At 64.6% G+C, this 18,813-nt stretch carries 11 protein-coding genes, 1 tRNA gene and 1 pseudogene; 6 read left to right on the top strand and 7 right to left on the bottom strand.

The features are described from left to right. Positions 1-101: 101 nt before the first annotated feature. Complete coding sequence (gene rsmA / locus V3572_RS01610) at positions 102-941, bottom strand: 16S rRNA (adenine(1518)-N(6)/adenine(1519)-N(6))-dimethyltransferase RsmA (RefSeq protein WP_332109223.1); 840 nt, start codon at positions 939-941, stop codon at positions 102-104. Continuing rightward, complete coding sequence (locus tag V3572_RS01615; RefSeq protein ID WP_332109224.1) at positions 928-2,679, bottom strand: glycosyltransferase family 4 protein; 1,752 nt, start codon at positions 2,677-2,679, stop codon at positions 928-930. Before V3572_RS01615 ends, rsmA begins: the two co-directional genes overlap by 14 nt. 171 nt (positions 2,680-2,850) lie before the next feature. Between V3572_RS01615 and V3572_RS01620 the strand changes: the two genes are divergently transcribed. The 4 genes from V3572_RS01620 (at position 2,851) to V3572_RS01635 (ending at position 5,430) form a co-directional block, all read left to right on the top strand. After that, entirely contained in the window at positions 2,851-4,338 is a 1,488-nt protein-coding gene (locus tag V3572_RS01620) for a GGDEF domain-containing protein (protein ID WP_332109225.1), read from the top strand. A gap of 180 nt (positions 4,339-4,518) precedes the next feature. Then, positions 4,519-4,595: transfer RNA gene (locus tag V3572_RS01625), tRNA-Arg, on the top strand. A 120-nt stretch (positions 4,596-4,715) separates the two neighbouring features. After that, positions 4,716-4,976, top strand: coding sequence for a DUF4160 domain-containing protein (locus V3572_RS01630; RefSeq protein ID WP_332109226.1), 261 nt, complete (start codon positions 4,716-4,718; stop codon positions 4,974-4,976). Then, positions 4,966-5,430, top strand: a complete 465-nt coding sequence (locus V3572_RS01635) for a helix-turn-helix domain-containing protein (RefSeq protein WP_332109227.1) — start codon at positions 4,966-4,968, stop codon at positions 5,428-5,430. The genes V3572_RS01630 and V3572_RS01635 overlap by 11 nt, the downstream gene beginning before the upstream one ends. Positions 5,431-5,737: 307 nt before the next feature. On the opposite strand, the gene V3572_RS01640 is transcribed toward V3572_RS01635, so the two are convergent. From V3572_RS01640 to V3572_RS01650, 3 genes are all read right to left on the bottom strand, one after another. Next, positions 5,738-9,322: a PEP/pyruvate-binding domain-containing protein gene (locus V3572_RS01640; RefSeq protein ID WP_332109228.1), complete on the bottom strand. Its 3,585-nt coding sequence runs from the start codon at positions 9,320-9,322 to the stop codon at positions 5,738-5,740. Between the two features lie 85 nt (positions 9,323-9,407). After that, complete coding sequence (locus tag V3572_RS01645) at positions 9,408-13,103, bottom strand: pyruvate carboxylase (RefSeq protein WP_332109229.1); 3,696 nt, start codon at positions 13,101-13,103, stop codon at positions 9,408-9,410. A gap of 62 nt (positions 13,104-13,165) precedes the next feature. Then, positions 13,166-14,098 (bottom strand): biotin--[acetyl-CoA-carboxylase] ligase, encoded by a 933-nt coding sequence (locus V3572_RS01650; RefSeq protein WP_332109230.1) that lies wholly within the window; start codon positions 14,096-14,098, stop codon positions 13,166-13,168. A gap of 80 nt (positions 14,099-14,178) precedes the next feature. On the opposite strand from V3572_RS01650, the gene V3572_RS01655 reads away from it, so the two are divergent. Together V3572_RS01655 and V3572_RS01660 are read left to right on the top strand one after the other, a co-directional pair. Continuing rightward, the gene (locus V3572_RS01655; RefSeq protein WP_332109231.1) at positions 14,179-15,315 is read left to right on the top strand and encodes an HD domain-containing protein; all 1,137 of its coding nucleotides are present in this window, start codon (positions 14,179-14,181) and stop codon (positions 15,313-15,315) included. A 264-nt stretch (positions 15,316-15,579) separates the two neighbouring features. Further along, on the top strand, positions 15,580-17,151 hold the full coding sequence (locus tag V3572_RS01660) for a flagellar hook protein FlgE (RefSeq protein WP_332109232.1): 1,572 nt from the start codon (positions 15,580-15,582) through the stop codon (positions 17,149-17,151). A gap of 111 nt (positions 17,152-17,262) precedes the next feature. On the opposite strand, the gene V3572_RS01665 is transcribed toward V3572_RS01660, so the two are convergent. Both V3572_RS01665 and V3572_RS01670 read right to left on the bottom strand, forming a co-directional pair. Next, on the bottom strand, positions 17,263-18,537 hold the full coding sequence (locus tag V3572_RS01665) for a CgeB family protein (RefSeq protein ID WP_332109233.1): 1,275 nt from the start codon (positions 18,535-18,537) through the stop codon (positions 17,263-17,265). Continuing rightward, positions 18,534-18,813 (bottom strand): annotated as a pseudogene (locus V3572_RS01670) (hypothetical protein); the annotation flags it as partial. The pseudogene V3572_RS01670 and the gene V3572_RS01665, both read right to left, overlap by 4 nt.

An 18,813-nucleotide genomic window follows, 5' to 3' on the forward strand; every position in this document is an offset into this window, starting at 1 on the left:
CCTCTCCCCGGCGGAAATGACGTGACACGCGATGAGACAAAAAAATCACAATCCATCGTCTGCGTAATTGGCAAGAGATGAACTCCATTTTCAACCCAAAGTCAAGAGGGCCCGTGGATTTTCAAGGTTTTCGCCAAAATCCTGAAAAATTCCGGCGAGAGTTCCTCCGGTCGACAAGAAGGTAAATACCCATTTGTTTCAAAGAGTTGCGCAACATCATCCGTCCACTGGGCCTTGAGGGTGTGGCGCATCTGCTTTCGGCGGTGGCTGAAACACCATTTCAGGAAGGTCGCCAGCCCGGAAAGGCTCTCGGGACGCGGCCCGGAGGGCAGGGGGACAAGGCGCACCACGGCCGAATTCACCTTGGGCCGGGGACGGAAGACCGTGGGCGGCGCCTTGAACAGATAGTCCACCGCCACGAAGTTCCCCATCCAGGCCGTCAGCGCGCCATATTCCCCGGCGCCGGGACGGGCGGCCATGCGCAGGGCCACTTCGTGCTGGACCATGAATATGGCGTATTCGAAGGCGGCCACCTGCGAGCACAGATCCCACACCAGCGGCGAGGCCACGTTGTACGGCAGATTCCCCACCAGCTTGAGCCGGGGCAGCCTTCCCAGCCGCGCCCAGTCCAGGCGCAGGGCGTCCATGGCCGCGACGCACACCCCTGGGGCCCGGGCGGGCAAGGCCATGGCCAGGTCCGCATCCTTTTCCACGGCCAGGTAACGGCCGGGTCCAGCCTTGGCGATCCATTCCGAAAGCGCCCCTCGGCCGGGACCGATCTCAAGGACCGTATCTTCCGGAGCAATGCCCAGGGCGGCCACGATCTTGCGGGAGATGTTTTGATCCACCAAAAAGTTCTGCCCCAGGCTGCGCTTGGGGGGAGCGTATTCGCCCGGGCCTTTCAGCCTGGGGATGACGCTGCGTTTGTCACGACGGGCCACGATCCGCCTCCCCGGCCTGCCCAAGGCCCGCCTTCCGTATCGTCGCCCCATCACCGACCCGCTCCAAAAGATCGTGCTTGAGCGCCCACAGGATGCCGAACGCAGCCCGCTCCTCGTCCATGTCCGGCGCGATCCCCATGAGTTTGTCCGCCAGTTCGGCGACCGTCAGGGGATTTCTGGCCAGCACGAGCAGCCGCTTGAGCGTCGCCATGTCGAAAAGGGCGTCCAGGGCCGGATAGATGACCGGGAAGTCCTGGCCCCGGTAGACCGCCTGTCCGGCCCGGCTGGACGTCACCACAAGCTTCGGGTCGAAAAGCGCCGAGGGATGGCCGCTGAACACGCGGCCGTAGGGGATGTGCATGGGATGGGGCATGCCGCGCAGGCCGTCGCGATCCGGGACCGGTTCACGCCATAGTTTTTCCCACAGGGCCAGATACCGCGTCACCACATGGCCCCAGGAAAATTCCGCCTCGACCCGCCTGCGGCCACTGTGGCCCATCCGCCGCCGCAAGTCCGGATCGTCCGCCAGATCGGTCAGGGCTCGGGCCAGTTGCGGCACCTCCACCACGCACTGTTGGGCGCGTATCAGGTGGGCGTGGTTGTCGAAACACAGGGGGGACAGGGCGTCCAGAAGCGGCGTGTCTCCTGGCCCCAGGGTGGGAACCAAAAGCCCCGTGCCGCCATGCGCCACAAGATCGCGATAGCCGTCGAAGTCCGAGGCCACCACCGGCAACCCGCAGGCCATGGCCTCCAGGATCGACAGCCCGAAGGTTTCCTGCAGGTTGTCCACCGGGGACAAAAAGATGTCTGCTGCGGCGAAGATACGGCGTTTCCGGGCCTCGTCCGGGCGGGGAAACAGACGGAAGGCCAGCCCGACCCCCGCCGCGAAGTCCGTAAGGGCCTGCGAGAAGGCCCCCCCGCCCTCTTCCGTCCATCCGGCCATGACCAGACACGGCGGCGTTCCCCCGTCCTTGTGGCGATGCTCCGCCAAAAGCCGCTGAAAGGCCCGGAAGACCGGCAGGGGATCGAGCTTGGAGCTGTGGGAGATGCGGGCGAAGATCAGAAAGACCGTGGAGTCCGGAGGAATGCCAAGGCCCTCCCGGGCCTCGCGCCGGGCCTGGTCCGTGGCCACGGAAAATGACGCCACATCCACCCCAAGGGGCAGGCGCACGACCCGGGGCCGCCCCGCAATGGGCGCAAGGGGCGCGACGGGCGACCCCGGCTGGGGGTATCCCTGCGCCAGATAGGCATAAAACTGCCCCACGGCGTCCACGGCGGCCCGGGAGGTGGCCACCACCGCGTCCCTGGCCGTGGCCCCCGGCCACAGGTGCAGGAGGAAATCCCGGCCGTAGGCGGCATAGCTCAAGGAATGGGTGACCGAGGTGATGGGGAAGATGTCCCGGGAAACGAGGTTGCGCAACCGGGCCAGATGGGCCGGGAAGTTGATGCAGTCCGAGAGGTGGAAGGCGAAATAGTCGTTGTGGCGTAGGCCTGCGGGAAGATCCAGGCGCGTCAAGAATTTGAATTTTCCCCGGCTCGCGAGGTCGGGCCGCCTGTCGCCCAGCATCCGGGCCTGTTCGTCGCGGTCCTTGGGCGAGGCCAGATAGAAATGGTAGGCGTCGAAGGGATCGGCGTCCAACAGGGCGTCGAGGAATCCGGCATTGGCCGCCTTGCGGCCCAGGGCGTCGCCGGATTCCAGGAAAGGGTCGAGGGTTCCCCACAGGCGCGGTTCGGGCATGGACCCCACAAGCCACGAAACCCGTGGGATGTCAATTGCGCGTCGGCGTGCGGCCCTTCCAGGGCGAAACATCTCCCGATTTTCCAGGCGGCGCATGGGCGTTTCTGGGTATGGCCTTGATATTGCATTGCATGGCCCTAAATCGCGAGAGCTCCAGTACGGAGGTATGTCATGAAGCGCGGAAGCAGGCCGGAACTGGTCTGGGGGATAGGTTTATCCGAACAGGTCGAGGGGGAAATCCTTGCCGCCCTGGGACCGGGATATCATCTGCGCAACTGGTCCGACGAGACCTTGCCCAAGGAACGGGACATCGCCCGATGCAATCCGCTGGTCATCTGGATCACCCGCAAGGCGTGGACTGACATGCCCGACGAGGTGCGCCACCGGCTTCGGGAATGGGATCTCCCCCAGCGCGTGCTGCTCGTCGAGGACGGGAAGTCCGTGTCGGACTTTGAAGACGTGGTGGAGAACGGCTTTTTGTCCGCCGTGTCCCTGCCCTTGACCACCAAAAAGATCCGCGACGTGATCTTCCGGGCCAAGGAGGTCAAAAGCCTCTATGACGACATCTTCCGCATGACCCGGGAAATCATGTTGGAGCGGGAGCTTCTGGCCCGCAAGACCGACTTGATCCTTTTCCTGAACCAGATCCTCACCCGGGCCTCGGAATCCCTCGACCCCACGGTGATCCTGACCCAGGCCAGGGACGATCTGGGCCTTTTGCTGCCCATCAAGGCGCTCATGTCCGCCTTCTGGCAGTCGGATGAAAACGGCGTGATCGAATCCGAATTTTTCCTGGAACCGGACATGGAGCCCGACGCCGAAGAGGCCTGGACCGGCTATCTTCTGGATAACGTCCACCGCCTGACCCAGCGCCCCGTGGCCGGATACCAGGTCGCCTATCTCGGACCCGGAGAATCCCGAACCGACACCCCCGACTACACCCTGGACGCCACCGGCGTGCTGCTTCTGCCGCTCAAAACCGCCGGCCATGTCTTCGGATGCCTGGCCATCTCCCGGGGCGCCGGCCATCCCATGGGCAAGGACGAGGTGCAGGCCCTGTATGCCGCCGTCAATCATTTGTCGCTGGCGCTGCGCAACGCCGCCCTTTTCAGCGAGGTTAAGACCAAGGCCGACCACGACGGCCTGACCCGCATCCACAACCGCCGGGCCTTTGACGAACGCATGGTGGAGGAGCTCAAGCGCCACCAGCGGTACAGCAGCCACCTGAGCCTTTTGATGCTCGACCTGGACCACTTCAAGCTGATCAACGACCAGCACGGCCATCAGGCCGGGGACATGGTGTTGCGCGAGATCGGCCGCGTGCTGCAAGACGCCCTGCGCAGCACGGACTTCGGCGCCCGGTACGGCGGCGAGGAATTTGTGGTCATCCTGCCCCAGACCTCGGAGGATCAGGCCTGGATATTGGCCGAGCGCCTGCGCCGGGCCATCGCCACGGTGCAGTTCGCCTTCGAGGGACGGGAATTCCAGGTGACCGCCTCCATCGGGGTGGCAACGCTCAAGCCCGGGGCGCTCAACAAGCGCATGGACCTCCTGCGCCAGGCCGACCTGGCCCTGTACCAGGCCAAGACCAGCGGCCGGAACATGGTGTGCGTGTCCGGCGGACATGACGAGCCCAAGGCCGCGGCCCAGGCGTCCTAGGGGGCGTCCGGCATACCGCCAGTTATTGAAACATATTGGAATTGCGGGTTTTCACATCGAAATCCGGACGTCCGGATTTCGAGGGCGCCGCATACGGCCTGCGGGGACGGCGTAAAACGGGCCTTTCCCGCCGAAAAGACCTTGACAGCTCCCCTGCCCTGAACTAAACATGCGTGTTTCGGGCAGTTAGCTCAGTTGGATAGAGCGTTGGCCTCCGGAGCCAAAGGCCACAGGTTCGAATCCTGTACTGCCCACCAAGCAAATTCAAGGGGTTACGATCAATGATCGTGGCCCCTTTTTCGTTGGCGGTAACGGAGCGGTAACCGCCGTTGCCCAGGGAACCCACCTGCCGCCCCCCTCTTGCCATGGTGCAACAAGTGCACTACCATAACGTCATGGGAACGATCCACCGCCTGGGCAGAGTGCGGATCGTGGTCTATGCCGGAGATCACGCCCCGCCCCATTTCCACATCCAGGGACCGGGATTCGCCGTGGCGGTGGACCTGGAGACTCTGGGCATCCTGGCCTCGTCTCCCCAGACCCGGGACCATGAAGAGGCCCTGCGCTGGGCTGCCGCCAACAGAAACGCCATCCGGGACGCCTGGAACCGGCTCAATGGAGAGGGACATGAAGGCTGACATTCATCGCATCCTGACCGTGCGCGCCGTTGGGGCGCAGGCGGTATCCGTGGCCTGGGACGACGGCCGGACCAGCACCGTGGATCTGGCGGCGCTGATTGCGGGCACGCCGGTTCTCGCCCCGCTTCGCGACGAGACGCTGTTTCGGCGGGTCCAGGTGGGCGAGGACGGCTGGGAGATCGTGTGGCCGGTCGGCCCGGCCGGTTCGGTTGGGGAGGATGCGGCTGTGGACGCGCATCACCTGGAGAGGTTGGCCATGGAGCAAAGCGGCGCGGCCATGCCCTGCGAGACCTTCCGGGCCTGGCGGGCCGCCAACGGCCTGTCCCTGACCGCCGCCGCCCGGGTTCTGGGCATAAGCCGCCGCACCGTGGCCTATTACGAATCAGGAGCGCGGATCATCCCCAGACTGGTCAGGCTGGCCTGCAAGGGGGCGGACCTGGAACTGCGGGCATAATTCCAGGGAACCAGGAGCGGCGACGGCGTCGTCCTCGCCGGGCATCTCGCCCCGGGCTATGGCCAGGGCCTCGCGCGCCCCTTGCAGTATGCGGCTCTCTTCTTCCATGCCTGATTCCTTCGCGGTATTCTTGGACGATCCGGGGCATCATCTTCTGCGGACGATCTTTTGCGCCGCACGCCGACACGTTCGGATATCCCGTGAACGTCCGGCGTTACAAGCAAAATCCCCGCCGAAGCGGGGATTTCCCATATATCCTTGGGGGCGGCCCGCAGGCCGCCCCGGTCGTCAGAGGCAGGGCCGCGCCCTACCATTTCTTCTTGCGCTGCTCCGCCAGGGCCTTTTCCTGCTCCTCATACGTGGAGAACCCGGCCTGGCGCAGGGCGTCGAACACCGTGCTCTCCCAGTCCCAGTCGGAATAGATCACCGGCTTGTGGAACAGCCTGCGAAAGCTCTCCATCTCCTGGCGGTAGAACCCGGCCTTCTGGGTGTCCAGGTTGTCGCGCAACTGTTCGGCAAACCGCGACATCTCCCCCTCGTACCAGTCCCTGAGGTCGTGCCCGGTCTTGTATTTCTTGAGGATGTGGTCGTACTTGTGCTCGGCCAGAAGCTGGCGCAGGCGGTTGACATGCTGGATGCTCAGCCAGTCGCCGAGCTTGGAGACAGGCAGGTGTTCGGCCTCGACAGCGGCCATATCCAGCTTGGTCTGGTAATAGGTGTCGGGCACGACCGAGGCGGACACGATGCCCGCAATGGCCACCAAGCCCCGCAGGATCACGCTGTTGGACACGCCCTGGCCGCAGAACCCCACCTTCTTGCCATACTTCTGGCCGGTGAAGATGGTCACCAGAAGCGCCCAGACCACGGCCGGGTCTTCCTCGTCGTAGATGTGGCGCAGGGAGGGGTTGTCGCGATCCGTGGCCAGGACCATCTGGGTCATGTCGTTGGAGCCGATGGAGAAGCCGTCGAACTCCTGGATGTACTGCTTGGCCAGGATGGCGTTGCTCGGTATCTCGGACATGAGCATGATCTTCAATCCGTCGCGGCCGGAAACGAGCTTATGCACCCGCTCCAGGTAGCGTTTCATGCTGCGGGCCTCTTCCATGGTGCGCACGAACGGCAGCATGATCTGGAGGTTCTTGCCCCCGAAGATGCCCCGGGCCAGCTTGAAGGACTCGATCTCCCAGTCGTGGATGTTGCGGGAGACGCCCCGGTAGCCGAGCATGGGGTTGTCCTCGAAGCCCTCAAACAGCATGCCGCCCAGGAGGTTGCGGTATTCGTTCGATTTGAAATCCGTGGTGCGGTAGATGATGTCCTTGCCATGGAAGGCCATAGCGAACAGCCCCAGGCCCTGGGACAGGGTCTGGACGTAGAGCTCCTTGCCGGAACGGAAGCCGCGCGAAAAAAGCTGCCGCTTGATCTTGTCCGGCAGGGCCGCCAGATCCTCGATCTCGGAATTGATGCCCACCTGCCGGGCCACCTCGCGGCGCACGGCGTGGATGCGCTCCAGGGTCTCCACGATGAGCGGCTCGTCTTTCACCGCCTCCACGCGCTGGGAAACGAGGTGCTTGACCTCGTAGCGGCGCTTGATCGCGTCGGGGTCGTTGGATTTCTCCTGAAGCTCGTCCCAGTAGCCCAGGATCACGGCCACATGGGTCTCCAGGTCGCGGGAGGTCTTGATCACGTCCAGACGGCGCGCGGCCAGCTCCAGATGCTCGTCGAGCTTTTTGTCCAGCTCACGAATCTTGCGGTGGATGGCCAACACCGCGTCCGCGCCCTTGGGACCGGCCTGCTCCTCGGCCAGACGGTCGAGTTCGCCGGAGAGTCCAGTCACCAGGCCCACGTACTTGCGCAGGTTGACGTCCACGGAGATGTAGCCGCCCGCCAACTGCTCACGCACGATCTTACTGAGCCTGGCGTCCAGTTCCTTGAGCTTGTGGTCGACCAGATGGGGCAACGAGCCGTTGTCGTAGGCCTCCAGCGCCGAGGGATGCACGCCGATGTTGCCCAGCATGAACTCCGCCCGCAACAGCCCGACTTCGAAATCGGAAACGTCGCGCAACCGGGACAGGAAAAGGGCCTGGCCCACGTCGGCCAGGATCAGGCCGACCTTGGTCTTGGTGTCGGGCAGCACGGAGAGGTCCATCTCGCCGCCCACCTCCACCAGGGGGATGATCCCCCGGTAGACCAGCCCGCGCGAACCGTCCACGGTCACTTCCTGGCCGTCCAGGGCGCGCAGGGTCTCGGGGCGCTGGATGCCGATGACCGCCGGGATGCCGAGCTCCCGGGAGGTGATGGCCGCGTGGCTGGTGTCGCCGCCCACGTCGGCCAGGATGGCCGAGGCGATGCGCATGCCCGGCACCATGTCCGGGTCCGTGCGCTCGGCGGCCAGGATGTCGCCCTTGGCCACCTTGTTGAGCTCAAGCGCCGAACGCAGGAAACGCACCGTTCCCTGCCCGGCCCCGCGCGAGGCCCCATTGCCTTCGAGGATGACCTCGGCCCCGGCCAAAGCCCGTTTCTTCACCTCCATGCGGCGCATGAAGATGGTCTGGGGATGTAGCTCGAATTCTTCGTTCCAGCGCGTCTCGGGACGGGCCTGCACGAACCACAGCCGGTCGGACTGGTCGATGCAGAACTCCGTGTCCATGATGATGCCGTCGTAGGCCCGGCTGATGTTGCGCACCCCCCGGGCCACTTCCTCGGCCTGGGCCAGGGACAGGGCCCAGCGGTAGGCCTCGACGTCGGGAACCTTGACGATCTTGGTGCCGCCGCCCTCCTCGTAGACGATCTTTTTGTCCTTGTAGCCCATGTAGCGGACCACGACTTCCGAGGCGTCGTCGCGCTGAAACACGTACATCTTGTCCGGGGTGACCATGCCGCCCACCACGGCCTCGCCCAGGCCGTAACTGGCGTCGATGGACACCAGGTCCCGGCGCGAGGTGCCCCGGCAGCCCGTGGCCGTATCGGCGGAAAAGGCCGTGCCGGAGATGACCGGATTGATCATGCGCATGAGGCAGACGGACAGGGAGGTGTTCTCGATGGCCCACTCTTTCTTGGCCTTCTCGGCGATGGACGGATCGCCGGTCTGTTCGGCCAGGGACACGGCGTCGAGGATGGCCTCGCGGCGGTAGGTCATGGAGCGTAGGTTATAGGCCGAGGCGCAGTCCCACTGGTAGGCGTCGACCACGTTTTGCGCGCCAACGATGTTTAGGTAGGTGTCCTGAAGCCCGGCGAAGGCCTTCTTGCGGCTGTCCTCGCCAGCGGCCGAGGACCGCACGGCCACCGGGACGTCTTCCAGGCCCGCTTCCTTGCAGATGTCGTTGTAGCCGTCGGACACGGCCGCGCGCACCTCGGCGGGCATGTCCACGGACAGGATGGCCGCCTGCACCAGGACCGACCGCTTGCGCAACTGGTCGATGCCCTCGGGGGAGGTGGCGAAACCTTCCACCACGTTGTTGACGAAGGTGCGCAAGGGGATAAGCGTCCCTTCGGCGCGGCGTGCCGAAGCCTGGATCTCGTCGGCCAGGGAGCGCACGAATTTCTTCAAGAATTCCGGATCGCTGTTGATCTCATCGGCGTCCCAGGCGATGCGGGTGTATTCATGGTCCACGGTCCCCCGGACCAGGGAGGCGTTGACCCTGGTTTCGTCAAGCACCTTGTGGAAGGCAATGGAGGAGACGGCCCGGAACTGGGGGGCGCGGATGCCTTCTACCTGGCTTATGAGGGCGGTGTTGTAATTCTTTCCGCCGACAAGCATTTCAGCTTCCTCACCGATGCCCACGATGTCGGCGCCGGTAAGGATAAGGGTGGTGGGCAGCTCGGCCGGTTTCGAAGCCGCCGGGGCTTTCCCGGGCTTTTTCTTCGGCTGTTTGGCTGCTTGCGCTTTGGCCATGCTCTCCTCCTTCAGAAGTTCCTGGCGTCCCCGGGGCATCGCCGCCGCGCCGCCGGGGTCGCGAGACCGGACGTATATGTCCGAATCAGACTTTTTGTCCACAAACCGGGCAAAACTTGTGGCTCTCGTCGGCCACGGGCTCCTTGCAGGTGGGGCAGGCGCGCAGCACCGGCCCAAGTTCCACCAGAAGCTCCCCTTCCTTGACCGGGACCATCTTTTTGTCCTCGGCGAAATCGGCGGTTTTGAGCACCCGCTTGATCATGCCGTCCACCGGGGCCAGAACCGCCTTTTCCTGCTTCATGACGGAGATGTTGAAGAGTTCCTCGCCAGCCTTGACATAGTCGTTGGGGCTGACGTGCATGACCCACAGGTCGCCGTTGCACGGGGCGGCCACATGGTAGGGATTTTTGCTGTCGGCCATCGCCACGGCCGAGTCCACACGTCCCCTGGCCTCGGCCACCTGGACCTGATGGCTTAAAATCTCCGAGTCGAGCACGTAGCGCACGATGGAGGCGCCGCGCACGTCGGGCTGGGAGATGTCCAGGATAGCCATATGATGGGGTTTTCCCAGGCTGTCCTCGAACATGAGTTCCTGGCCGGGCTCCAGCCCCTCGAACCACACATCCAGGGGCAGATGGTTGGGATCGCCGTATTTGGCCTTGAACGCGATGGTCTTGAGGGCGTCGGCCGGGTGGTTCAAATACATGACGAATTCCTCGTCCGTGGGGGTGCGGTCGAGGTGCAGATGCAGGGCCTTAAATTCCGCATTGAGGTCCGTGTCGCCCAAAGACAGAAGCGGCGAGATCTCGGTGCGCCGGGCGATGGCCTGGCGGTATTCCGGGCCAAAGGCGCTTTCGTAGACCCAGTCGGCCGGAAATCCCAGGGGCAGACGGCCGTACTTGCCGAGCAAAAGGTCGCGGAAGGCGTCGTTGCAGTTGGAATACAGTTGCAGACGGTCTTCCCTGACTGCCGGGGACAGGGACTTCTCCGGGGTCTCGGTGACGGTTTTTAAGACCTCCAGCATGTCCCGCACGGCCCGTTCGCCCCCGGCCTTGTAGGCCCCGGTCACGGCCAGAAAGGCCGTGTTCCAGGTGATCTGCGAACCCGGGGTGACGTCGTGGTAGCGCACGATCTTGCGGGTTCCGGCCAGGAACTTGAGCATGTAGGGCAGAAGGTGGATGTAGCCCTGCTTGAGCGCCCCCTCCTGGGAGGACGAGGTGGCCCCGCCGGGCATGCCGTGCTCCACCACGTCATAGTCGATGCCCTGGAAGTACGGCGCGGTGTAGCGGTCGTAATAGGGCATGATCTGCTTGAGCACGAAGTTGCAGGTGCGGATCATCTCCCGGTTGTCCTCGCTTAAGCAGACCGGGACCCCCAGATCCTGTTCGATATAGGCCGCCGTGGACAGGATCTCGCCCTGGCCGTACCACCTGACGCTGGCCCCGATGGCCGTGTCGATGATGTGCGCCCCGGCCTTGGCCGCCTCGCCCACGGCCGGGACGAACAGCCCGTCCGTGTAGTGGCGGTGGTAGTCGATGACCAGATCGGGATATTTCGTGCGGATGGCCGTGACCAGTTCACGAATGAACCGGGGGGGGCACATGCCGGCCATGTCCTTGAGGGCCAGGATGATCCGGCGCGAGGCCTTGCGCTTGCTGACCCCGGCCACCTGGGCGGTCATGGCCAGGATCTCCTCCAACACGTCCATGTAGTGGGCGGTGTCGAAGCCCTTGGCCCACGACAGGGAGATGGCCGGTTCGAAGATGTTGGCCTCGGAGGCCAGGGCCACCTGGGCGAACGGCAACATATTCTCGATATGGTTGAGGAAATCGAAACAGCGGATGATGTCGTAATGTTCGCAGATCATCTCGCCGGTCAGGCGCATGAGGTTTTTAGGCTGGGGCTTGTAGCCCAGGACGTTGGTGGAGCGAATGAGAATCTGTTTGAGGGTCTTTGGCGCAAAACGGTTCCAGGCCGCCGCCTCGCCGAAGGGGTAGGTCATGTTGGCCATCATGGCCACGTGGAAGTGCGCGCCGCCGCCGTTTTCCAGGGCGAAAAAGCCGCAGTTGTCCAGGTAGGGGCCGATGAGTTCGTCCTCGGCCAGCCGAAAGCGGTTGCCGCTGTTGGACTGGGTGATGTCCCGGGTGGTGGTGTCCACGAAATGGACCCGGCCCGAGTCGCGCAGGCAGTCCAGAAGCGCCGTGCGGTCGCCGCGCGGATAGACCGGGATGTGTTTTTTGAAATCGATGGTGGGCATGGCCGGATGGAAGCGGCCCAGCCGGACATCCCCGCGCGAGCGGTATTTGCCGAGCATGACGTGGGGATTGTGCCCCAGGGCGGAGATCTCGCAGGCCAGCCAGGCCAGGCGCATGGCCTCGGGCTCCTCGTCCTGATATTCGAGCAACTCCGGGGATTTCGCCACGAATGTGGTGTCGAAGTCCCCGGTCAAAAAGCGCGGATGGCGCAGGATCTGGCGATGATAGGGAATGGTCGTCTTGAGCCCGCCGATGATGTATTCGCGCAAGGCCCGCATCATCACGGCGCAGACCTTGTCCCAGTCCTTGCCGTAGGAAATGAGCAGCGCCCCGGCCGAATCGTATTGCGAGGGGAACTCGTATCCGGCCGACAGGCAGGAATCCAGGCGGATGCCCTGCCCCCCGGGGGAGACATAGCGGGTCACGAAACCGGAATTCGGGGCGAAGGCGTTGCGGGGATCCTCGCAATTGATGCGCACCTGCATGGCGTGCAAAAAGGGCTTGGTGTCGCGCTTATTGAAGCGCAGCTTGCCCCCGAAGGCGATGTTGATCTGCTCTTCCACCAGATCCACGCCGTAGCGGCATTCGGTGATGCCATGCTCCACCTGGAGGCGGGTGTTGACCTCAATGAGATACGGCGTTCCCGAGGCGTCCACCAGAAACTCCACCGTGGCCAGGGAGTGGTAGCCCGAGGCGCGCACCAGGCGCACGGAATATTCCTTGAGGCGTTCGCGCAGTTCGGCGGTCATCCCCGGCCAGGGCGACGGGGTGATCTCCACCAGCTTTTGGTGGTTGCGCTGCACGGAGCAATCGCGTTCGTCAAAGGCGAAGACATTGCCGTGCATGTCCGCCGCCACCTGAATCTCGATGTGGCGCACGGAGGTCAGAAGCTTTTCCACAAAAAGCCGGGGATTGCCGAAGGAGGCCTGGGCCATGGCCGAGGCCTTGCTAAAGGCCGCCTCAAGCTGCTTGGGATCGTGGATTTCGTAGATGCCCCGGCCGCCGCCGCCGCCCTCGGCCTTGAGCATGATGGGGAAGCCGATCTTTTTGGCCACCTCGCGGGCCTCGGGGATGCTCACCGCGCCCTCGGAACCGGGCACCACGGGAACGTCCAGTTTCATGGCCAGCTTGCGCACCTCGACCTTGTTGCCGAGCTTGAGCATGGCGTCGGAGGTGGAGCCGATGAAAATGATGCCGGCTTCCTGGCACCGCTTGGGAAAGGAGGCATCCTCGGAGGCGAATCCCCATCCGGGATGGATGGCCACCACATCCTTGGCCTTGGCCATTTTGATGATGGCGTCCAGATCCAGGTAGGCCCGGGGATTGGCCCCGAGAAGAAGCAGTTCGTGAGCCCCGGCCACGGCTGGCGAGGTCAGGTCCACGTCGGTGACGGTCAACACGGGGACGGCGCGCAGGCGTTCGCGTATTGATCGGAGTACGCGCCTGGCCGAAATGCCCCGGTTTACAACTAAAATCTTCTTGCCTTCGACCTCGGACAGTACTTCGTCGAACGTCTTGATTGCCATGCCGCTCCCCACGCGTTTTTCGAGCGCGCGTCGCACAGTCTAAATGGTCGCCCAGCGGGAAATCAGGTCAAAGGAGGGGCAATACCGCCGGAATGGATCACGCATTCGCGGTTTGTTCCGTCCACCCGGCGCATCAGCCGAAGCCCCCCGTCCTCGGCCAGTCCTAGGACACGCGCCATGTAGACGTCCGATCCGCCTTCGCGGACAAGCACCTCCCGGCCGAAAAAGGCCAGTCTGCGCTCGATCCGCGCCACAGGCGGGAAAGAACATGTCGCTGTAACGCAATCGTGATAGCAGGTTTGCAGGAACTTCACAAGTTCGACGGTAAAGGGGACCGGCCCAGGGAAATGCCCGAATTCCGCCAGGGAACCGGCCGGGAAGGCGTGGTCCGGACGCAGATTTTCCTTGCCCGGGGCGCTTGAAAGATTGATGCCCACCCCGGCCAGCACCCGTCCGCCGCGCTCCTCAAGAAGCGTCCCGCCCACTTTTTTTTCTCCGGCCAAAAGGTCGTTGGGCCATTTGAAGCTGGCGGCGACGCCCTTGCCCGACAGGTACTCGGCCAGAAGATACCCCACGAACACCGGCAGAAGACTTTCCGGCCCAGGGACGCCCGCAGGCCAGGCTATCGCCGCGTAGACGTTCCCCGGCGGCGATTCCCAGGCCCGGCGCATCTGCCCCCTGCCCCCGCGCTGGGATACGGCCAAAACCACGTCCCACGGGGCCATGTCCCCGGCCCGGATCAGGTTCCAGGCCACGTCCAGGGCCGATCCGCAGGGGCCGCACACCGTAAGCCGCGGCCCGCCCCCGTCGGTTCCGGGCATCCCGGCCGACGCCAGACAGTGCAGGCCCGAAGCCCCCGCTTCTTCGACAAAGCCTCCCCTGCCGCGCATCATCTCCACACCTTGCGCCCAGGCCGGATGGCACGCGGCCAGGATTTCGGGGGTCAGGCCGTCGGCCTGGCCGAACGGATCATGCCTTACAATTCGGATTCGCACGGTGAAAACGCCCTCCTCGCCTGCAGCTTGGGCTGGACCTTGGGATCATCCTGGTTCAGAACAAGGCTGGAGGCGGCCACATGGACATCTATCTCGTCGGCGGCGCGGTGCGCGACCTGATCCTTGGCCGCGCAGTGACGGACAGGGACTATCTGGTCCTTGGGGCCGAGCCGGACGAGTTTGTACGCCGCCACCCCACGGCCCGGCAAGTTGGCAAATCCTTTCCCGTTTTCCTGCAGGGAGGCAGCCAGTACGCCTGGCCGCGCGGGGGGAGCCTTGCAAGCGACCTGGCCGCCCGGGATCTGACCATAAACGCCATGGCCCTGGGGGTCTCCCCCGGGGTGGCCGGACGGGTGGCCGCCCATCCCCTGGCCTTCCCGGATCTGGGCCACCGCATCCTGCGACCCTGTTCGCCCGCATCCCTGGCCGACGATCCGGCCCGGATTTTTCGCGCGGCGCGCTTCGCCGCCCAATTGCCGGACTTTTCACCCCATCCCGGGCTTGTGGCCGACATGGCCGAAACGGCCCGGATGCGGGCATTTTCCGAACTCTCCCCGGAGCGGGCAGGGGGCGAGGTCCAAAAGGCCCTGGCCGCTCCCCGACCAGGACGGTTCCTGGCCCTGCTCAACACGGCAAAAAGCCTCGATCCCTGGTTTCGTGAGTTGCGCCAAGCCGACGGCGTCCCGGCCGGCCCGCTCCCCTGGCACGACAAAAGCGTGCTCGGGCACACCATCCAGGTCATGGACCGGCTGGCGGGAGATCCCCTGGCCGTATGGATGGCCCTGTGCCACGACCTGGGCAAAACCATCACGCCGCAAGAAACCTGGCCCCGGCACCTGGGCCACGACACCCGGGGGGAGGCCATGGCCCTGGAACTCGGCGCCCGGCTGCGGCTTCCCGGGAAGTTCCTCCGGGCGGGCGCGCTGGCCTGCCGCCTGCACATGAAGGCCGGACGCTATATGGCCATGCGGCCCGGCCCCCGGGTGGACCTCCTGGATCGCCTGTGGCAGGAGGGCCTTTTCGACGAGATGTTTTCCCTGGCTGCGGCCGACCATCAAGATGATGCCGAAAAACGCCTCCAGGCCGCCCGACGCGACCTCGACGCCATGCTGGCCGTGCATCTGCCCGAGCCCCTGCAAAACCTCGGCCCGGCCTCGGGCGAAAAACTGCGTCAACTGCGCTGTATGGCCCTGGCCGACCTCCCCGCCCCACTCTGATCCCCCGGCCCGATCCCTGCATCTTCCTGCCGACAAGAGGCAAAGTCTTCCTCCCCCCACGGCCCGGACACATCCATGCCGCGCCAGGGGGCCACAGGGAGGCCGGGCGTCAAGTCCCTCGGGAATACGCCTGACAGGGGCGTTCCGGGACGATCCGTCCCCGGGGATGAACGCCGCAGGCCTCTGGATGCCGACAGGACGGCCGGATAACCGGGCCGGGCACGGCGGCAAGTTTTGCCGCCAGCAGAACAGGGAAGGTGGCGCATGGGAGCATTGTGGACAGGCGTGACGGGGCTTACGACCTACGGCAGAGGCATCGGGGTGACCAGCAACAACCTGGCCAACGTCAACACCGTCGGCTACCGGAGATCCTACGCCCTTTTTGAGGATCTCATGAGCGAGTCCGCCACCACGTCGGCGAGCGGTTCCCAGGTGGGCCTGGGCGTGCAGCTCTCCAACATCCTCAACAGCTATCAGACAGGGGGGATGGAAAGCACCACCACCTCCACGGACATGGCCATCCAGGGCGACCGTGGGTTCTTCCAGGTCCGCGATTCCGATTCGGGCAATCTCTATTATACCCGGGCCGGGGAGTTCCGCTTCAACAACGAGGGCTATCTGGTGGACCCCAACGGCCTCCGGGTGCAGGGCTATGCCGTGGACCAGGATGTGATGGCCGCCGCCGAGGCCAGCGGCATCCAGTTGTCCAGCCTGGCCATAAGTGGAAGCGCCTCGGACATCCTGCTCGACCAGTTGCGCATCGACGGCAGGGCCACCTCCAGCATCTCCGTCATCAGCAATCTCGATTCCGCCACGGAAAGCCGGGTCAACGACCCCGACAATCCGTTTTTCACCATGTTTGAAAGCTACAACTACGACAGTACGGACCCAGACGCCTCCCTGGTCTCCAACGCCTCCTACCAAACCAGCCTCACCGTCTACGACTCCGAAGGCCAGCAACACGAGCTGACTGTCTCCTACAGCAAGGCCCTGGGGGAAAACGGCAAGGAATACTGGGAATACATGGTGTCCATGGACCCCGATGAGGATGGCCGGGCCGCCACCGCCGGAACGTCCAAGGCCGGGGTGCTCATGATCGGTACGCTGACCTTCAACGACGACGGCACCATGGACAACATGACCGCCTTCACCCTGTCGGATGAGGCGTCCAACGCCGCGTCCCTCGACAGCTGGGTTGCGGCGGACCTTACGACCGGAGGGTTGCCGGAGTTCTCGGCCACATTCCTGAGCGCCTCGGGCGGCGGAGCCCTGGCGCCGGTCACCATGTCCACGAACCTGGGCATCAGCTCCGCAACCGGCTGGGGGGCCTCCATGCCCGCGACAGCCGCAGGCATGGGAACCGACACGGCCAACACCCTGGGGTTCAACACCTCCGACGTCACCCTGGCCTACAACGCCACAACCAACTACGCCACCACGTCCTATACCCAGACGACCAGCCAGAACGGATATGCCGAAGGCTATCTGCTCAATGTCTCCGTGGATGCGGAAGGCGCTGTGATCGGAAATTTCAGCAACGGTCAGGAAGTCGAACTCTACGTCGTAGCCCTGGCGGATTTCGTCAATCCCGATGGCCTGCGGCGGGAGGGCAACAACCTGTTTTCCTCGACAACTGAAGCCGGGAACAAGATCGAGGGCGTCGCCGGAACGGGCATCTTCGACGAAATAGCGGGAAGCACCCTGGAGTCCTCGAATGTGGACATGGCCACGGAAATGGTCCTGCTCATCACCGGGCAGCGGGCCTTGCAGTCGAACACCAAGGTGGTCACCACGGCGGACGAAATGATGAAGAAGGCCCTGGAGATCAAGCATTGACGCCGTGCGCCTGGAATCCGCGTCCGGGTGTTTCGAGATACGTATATTGAAATACGTCTCGTCGCGGTATGCGGCCGCAGGGCGCGGCGAGGGAGAGCGGAGAGTCTGTTTCTAGCGGCCGCCGTATTGCTTGCGCCATTCATCGAGAAACAGGATAGCTGTTTCTAGTTCCGTCAGTCGTCCCTGCCGGGAACGCACCGCCGCGACCACATCGGCGAATCCCACGTCCCCGGGCAGGCCCAGTTCGCCCAAAAGTCCCGCCAGTTCCTCGCGAAGCCCGGCAGGAAGATCCGCCATGCCCGCCTGGCGCCGGACGCCCTTGCCGAATCCGGGCCGTCTGGCGGCCACAAAATCCAGAAGCGACTGCATGCGCGCCGCATAGGTGTGGTCCCTGAGGGCCCGGGCCCGGGCCCGGGCGGCCATGGCCGCGCGTTCCCCGGGGTGCGCCAGATAATGGGCGGCCGCTTCCTTGAGGCCCCTCATGTCGGTAAACACCGCCACCTCGTCAGGGGCGAACACCTCGGGCAAAAGCTCCCGGCCGCTCACCAGTTGGAAGGCCCCGCACATGGCCAGTTCGAAGGTCCGGGGGTTGACGAAGTCTCCAGGCGGCGTCAGAGCGGCAGGGTCCAGGCCCGAATGCAGATTGAGGTTGACCTTCGTGGCCCCGAACACCTTGACCGACTCCTCCGTGCTCACCCGCCGTCCGCCAAGTTGGATGCGCGGGGCCAGGATGACCTCCCCGTCCCAATCGCTGCCCCATATCTTCAGGTCGAATCCGAAAAGCTCCCGGAAGGCCATCCGCCGGTTGGGATAGCCCGCGCCGACAAAGGACAGGTCCGAACCGTACAGGCGGCGTTCGGCCGGGGTCAGGTCCAGGGGGCGGTGGATGTCCGGGTCGGCGGCCATGGGCAGGTACAGGACGTTTTCCACCCCGGCCTGGGCCAGGCGGGAAACGAAGGGCTCTTTCTGGATGACGGCGAAGAAATCGTAGTACGGGGCGAAGGCCTGCCAATAGGTGAAGACCTGGTGGTCCTCCACGAACCACATGGCCGTGGTCACGCCGTCGCGACGCAGGCGCTTGAGGGCTTGGCGGTTCAAGGGGGCCTGGGCCATGGCCAGGACCATATCCGGTTCGAAGGTCTCGACCTTGGCCAGGACGGCCTGGGACACGGTCTGCAAAAAGGCGTGCTCCAGATAGTCCAGACGCTGGGAGGTCACCCGCAGGTTTTTCAGGGCCGAAAACGCCCCGTGAAAATCCGGGGCCTCGAAGACCTCCACCAGATGCCCAAGCCCGGCCAGGGCCTTGGCGCAATAGCGGCCCACGGGGAGCGAGCCCCCGTACATGGGCAAAACCACAAGAATACGGGTTAGGGCGTGGTCACTCATGTCGTTTCCATTTCGTGCGGGTTGCCGCCAAGCCGGGAGAAGCGGTCCAGCATCCAATCCGTCTCCAGGTAAAACCGGTCGCCAAGGGCCGGGCCGCATGGGCGGGGGCCGGGCATGAGGCCCAGGTGTTCGGCCACGAAGGCCCGAAAGGCCGCCCGGGCCGTGGCTGTGGGATCCTCCCCGGCAAAGGGGCGGCACACCACGCCCAGCGCGTCGGTTTCGGTGCGAAAGCCCACCACGCCCGCAGGCGGCGCGGCCTTGCCCGACCCGGCCGCC

It is taken from the genome of Desulfolutivibrio sp. (assembly GCF_036584575.1).
Classification (GTDB): domain Bacteria; phylum Desulfobacterota; class Desulfovibrionia; order Desulfovibrionales; family Desulfovibrionaceae; genus Desulfolutivibrio.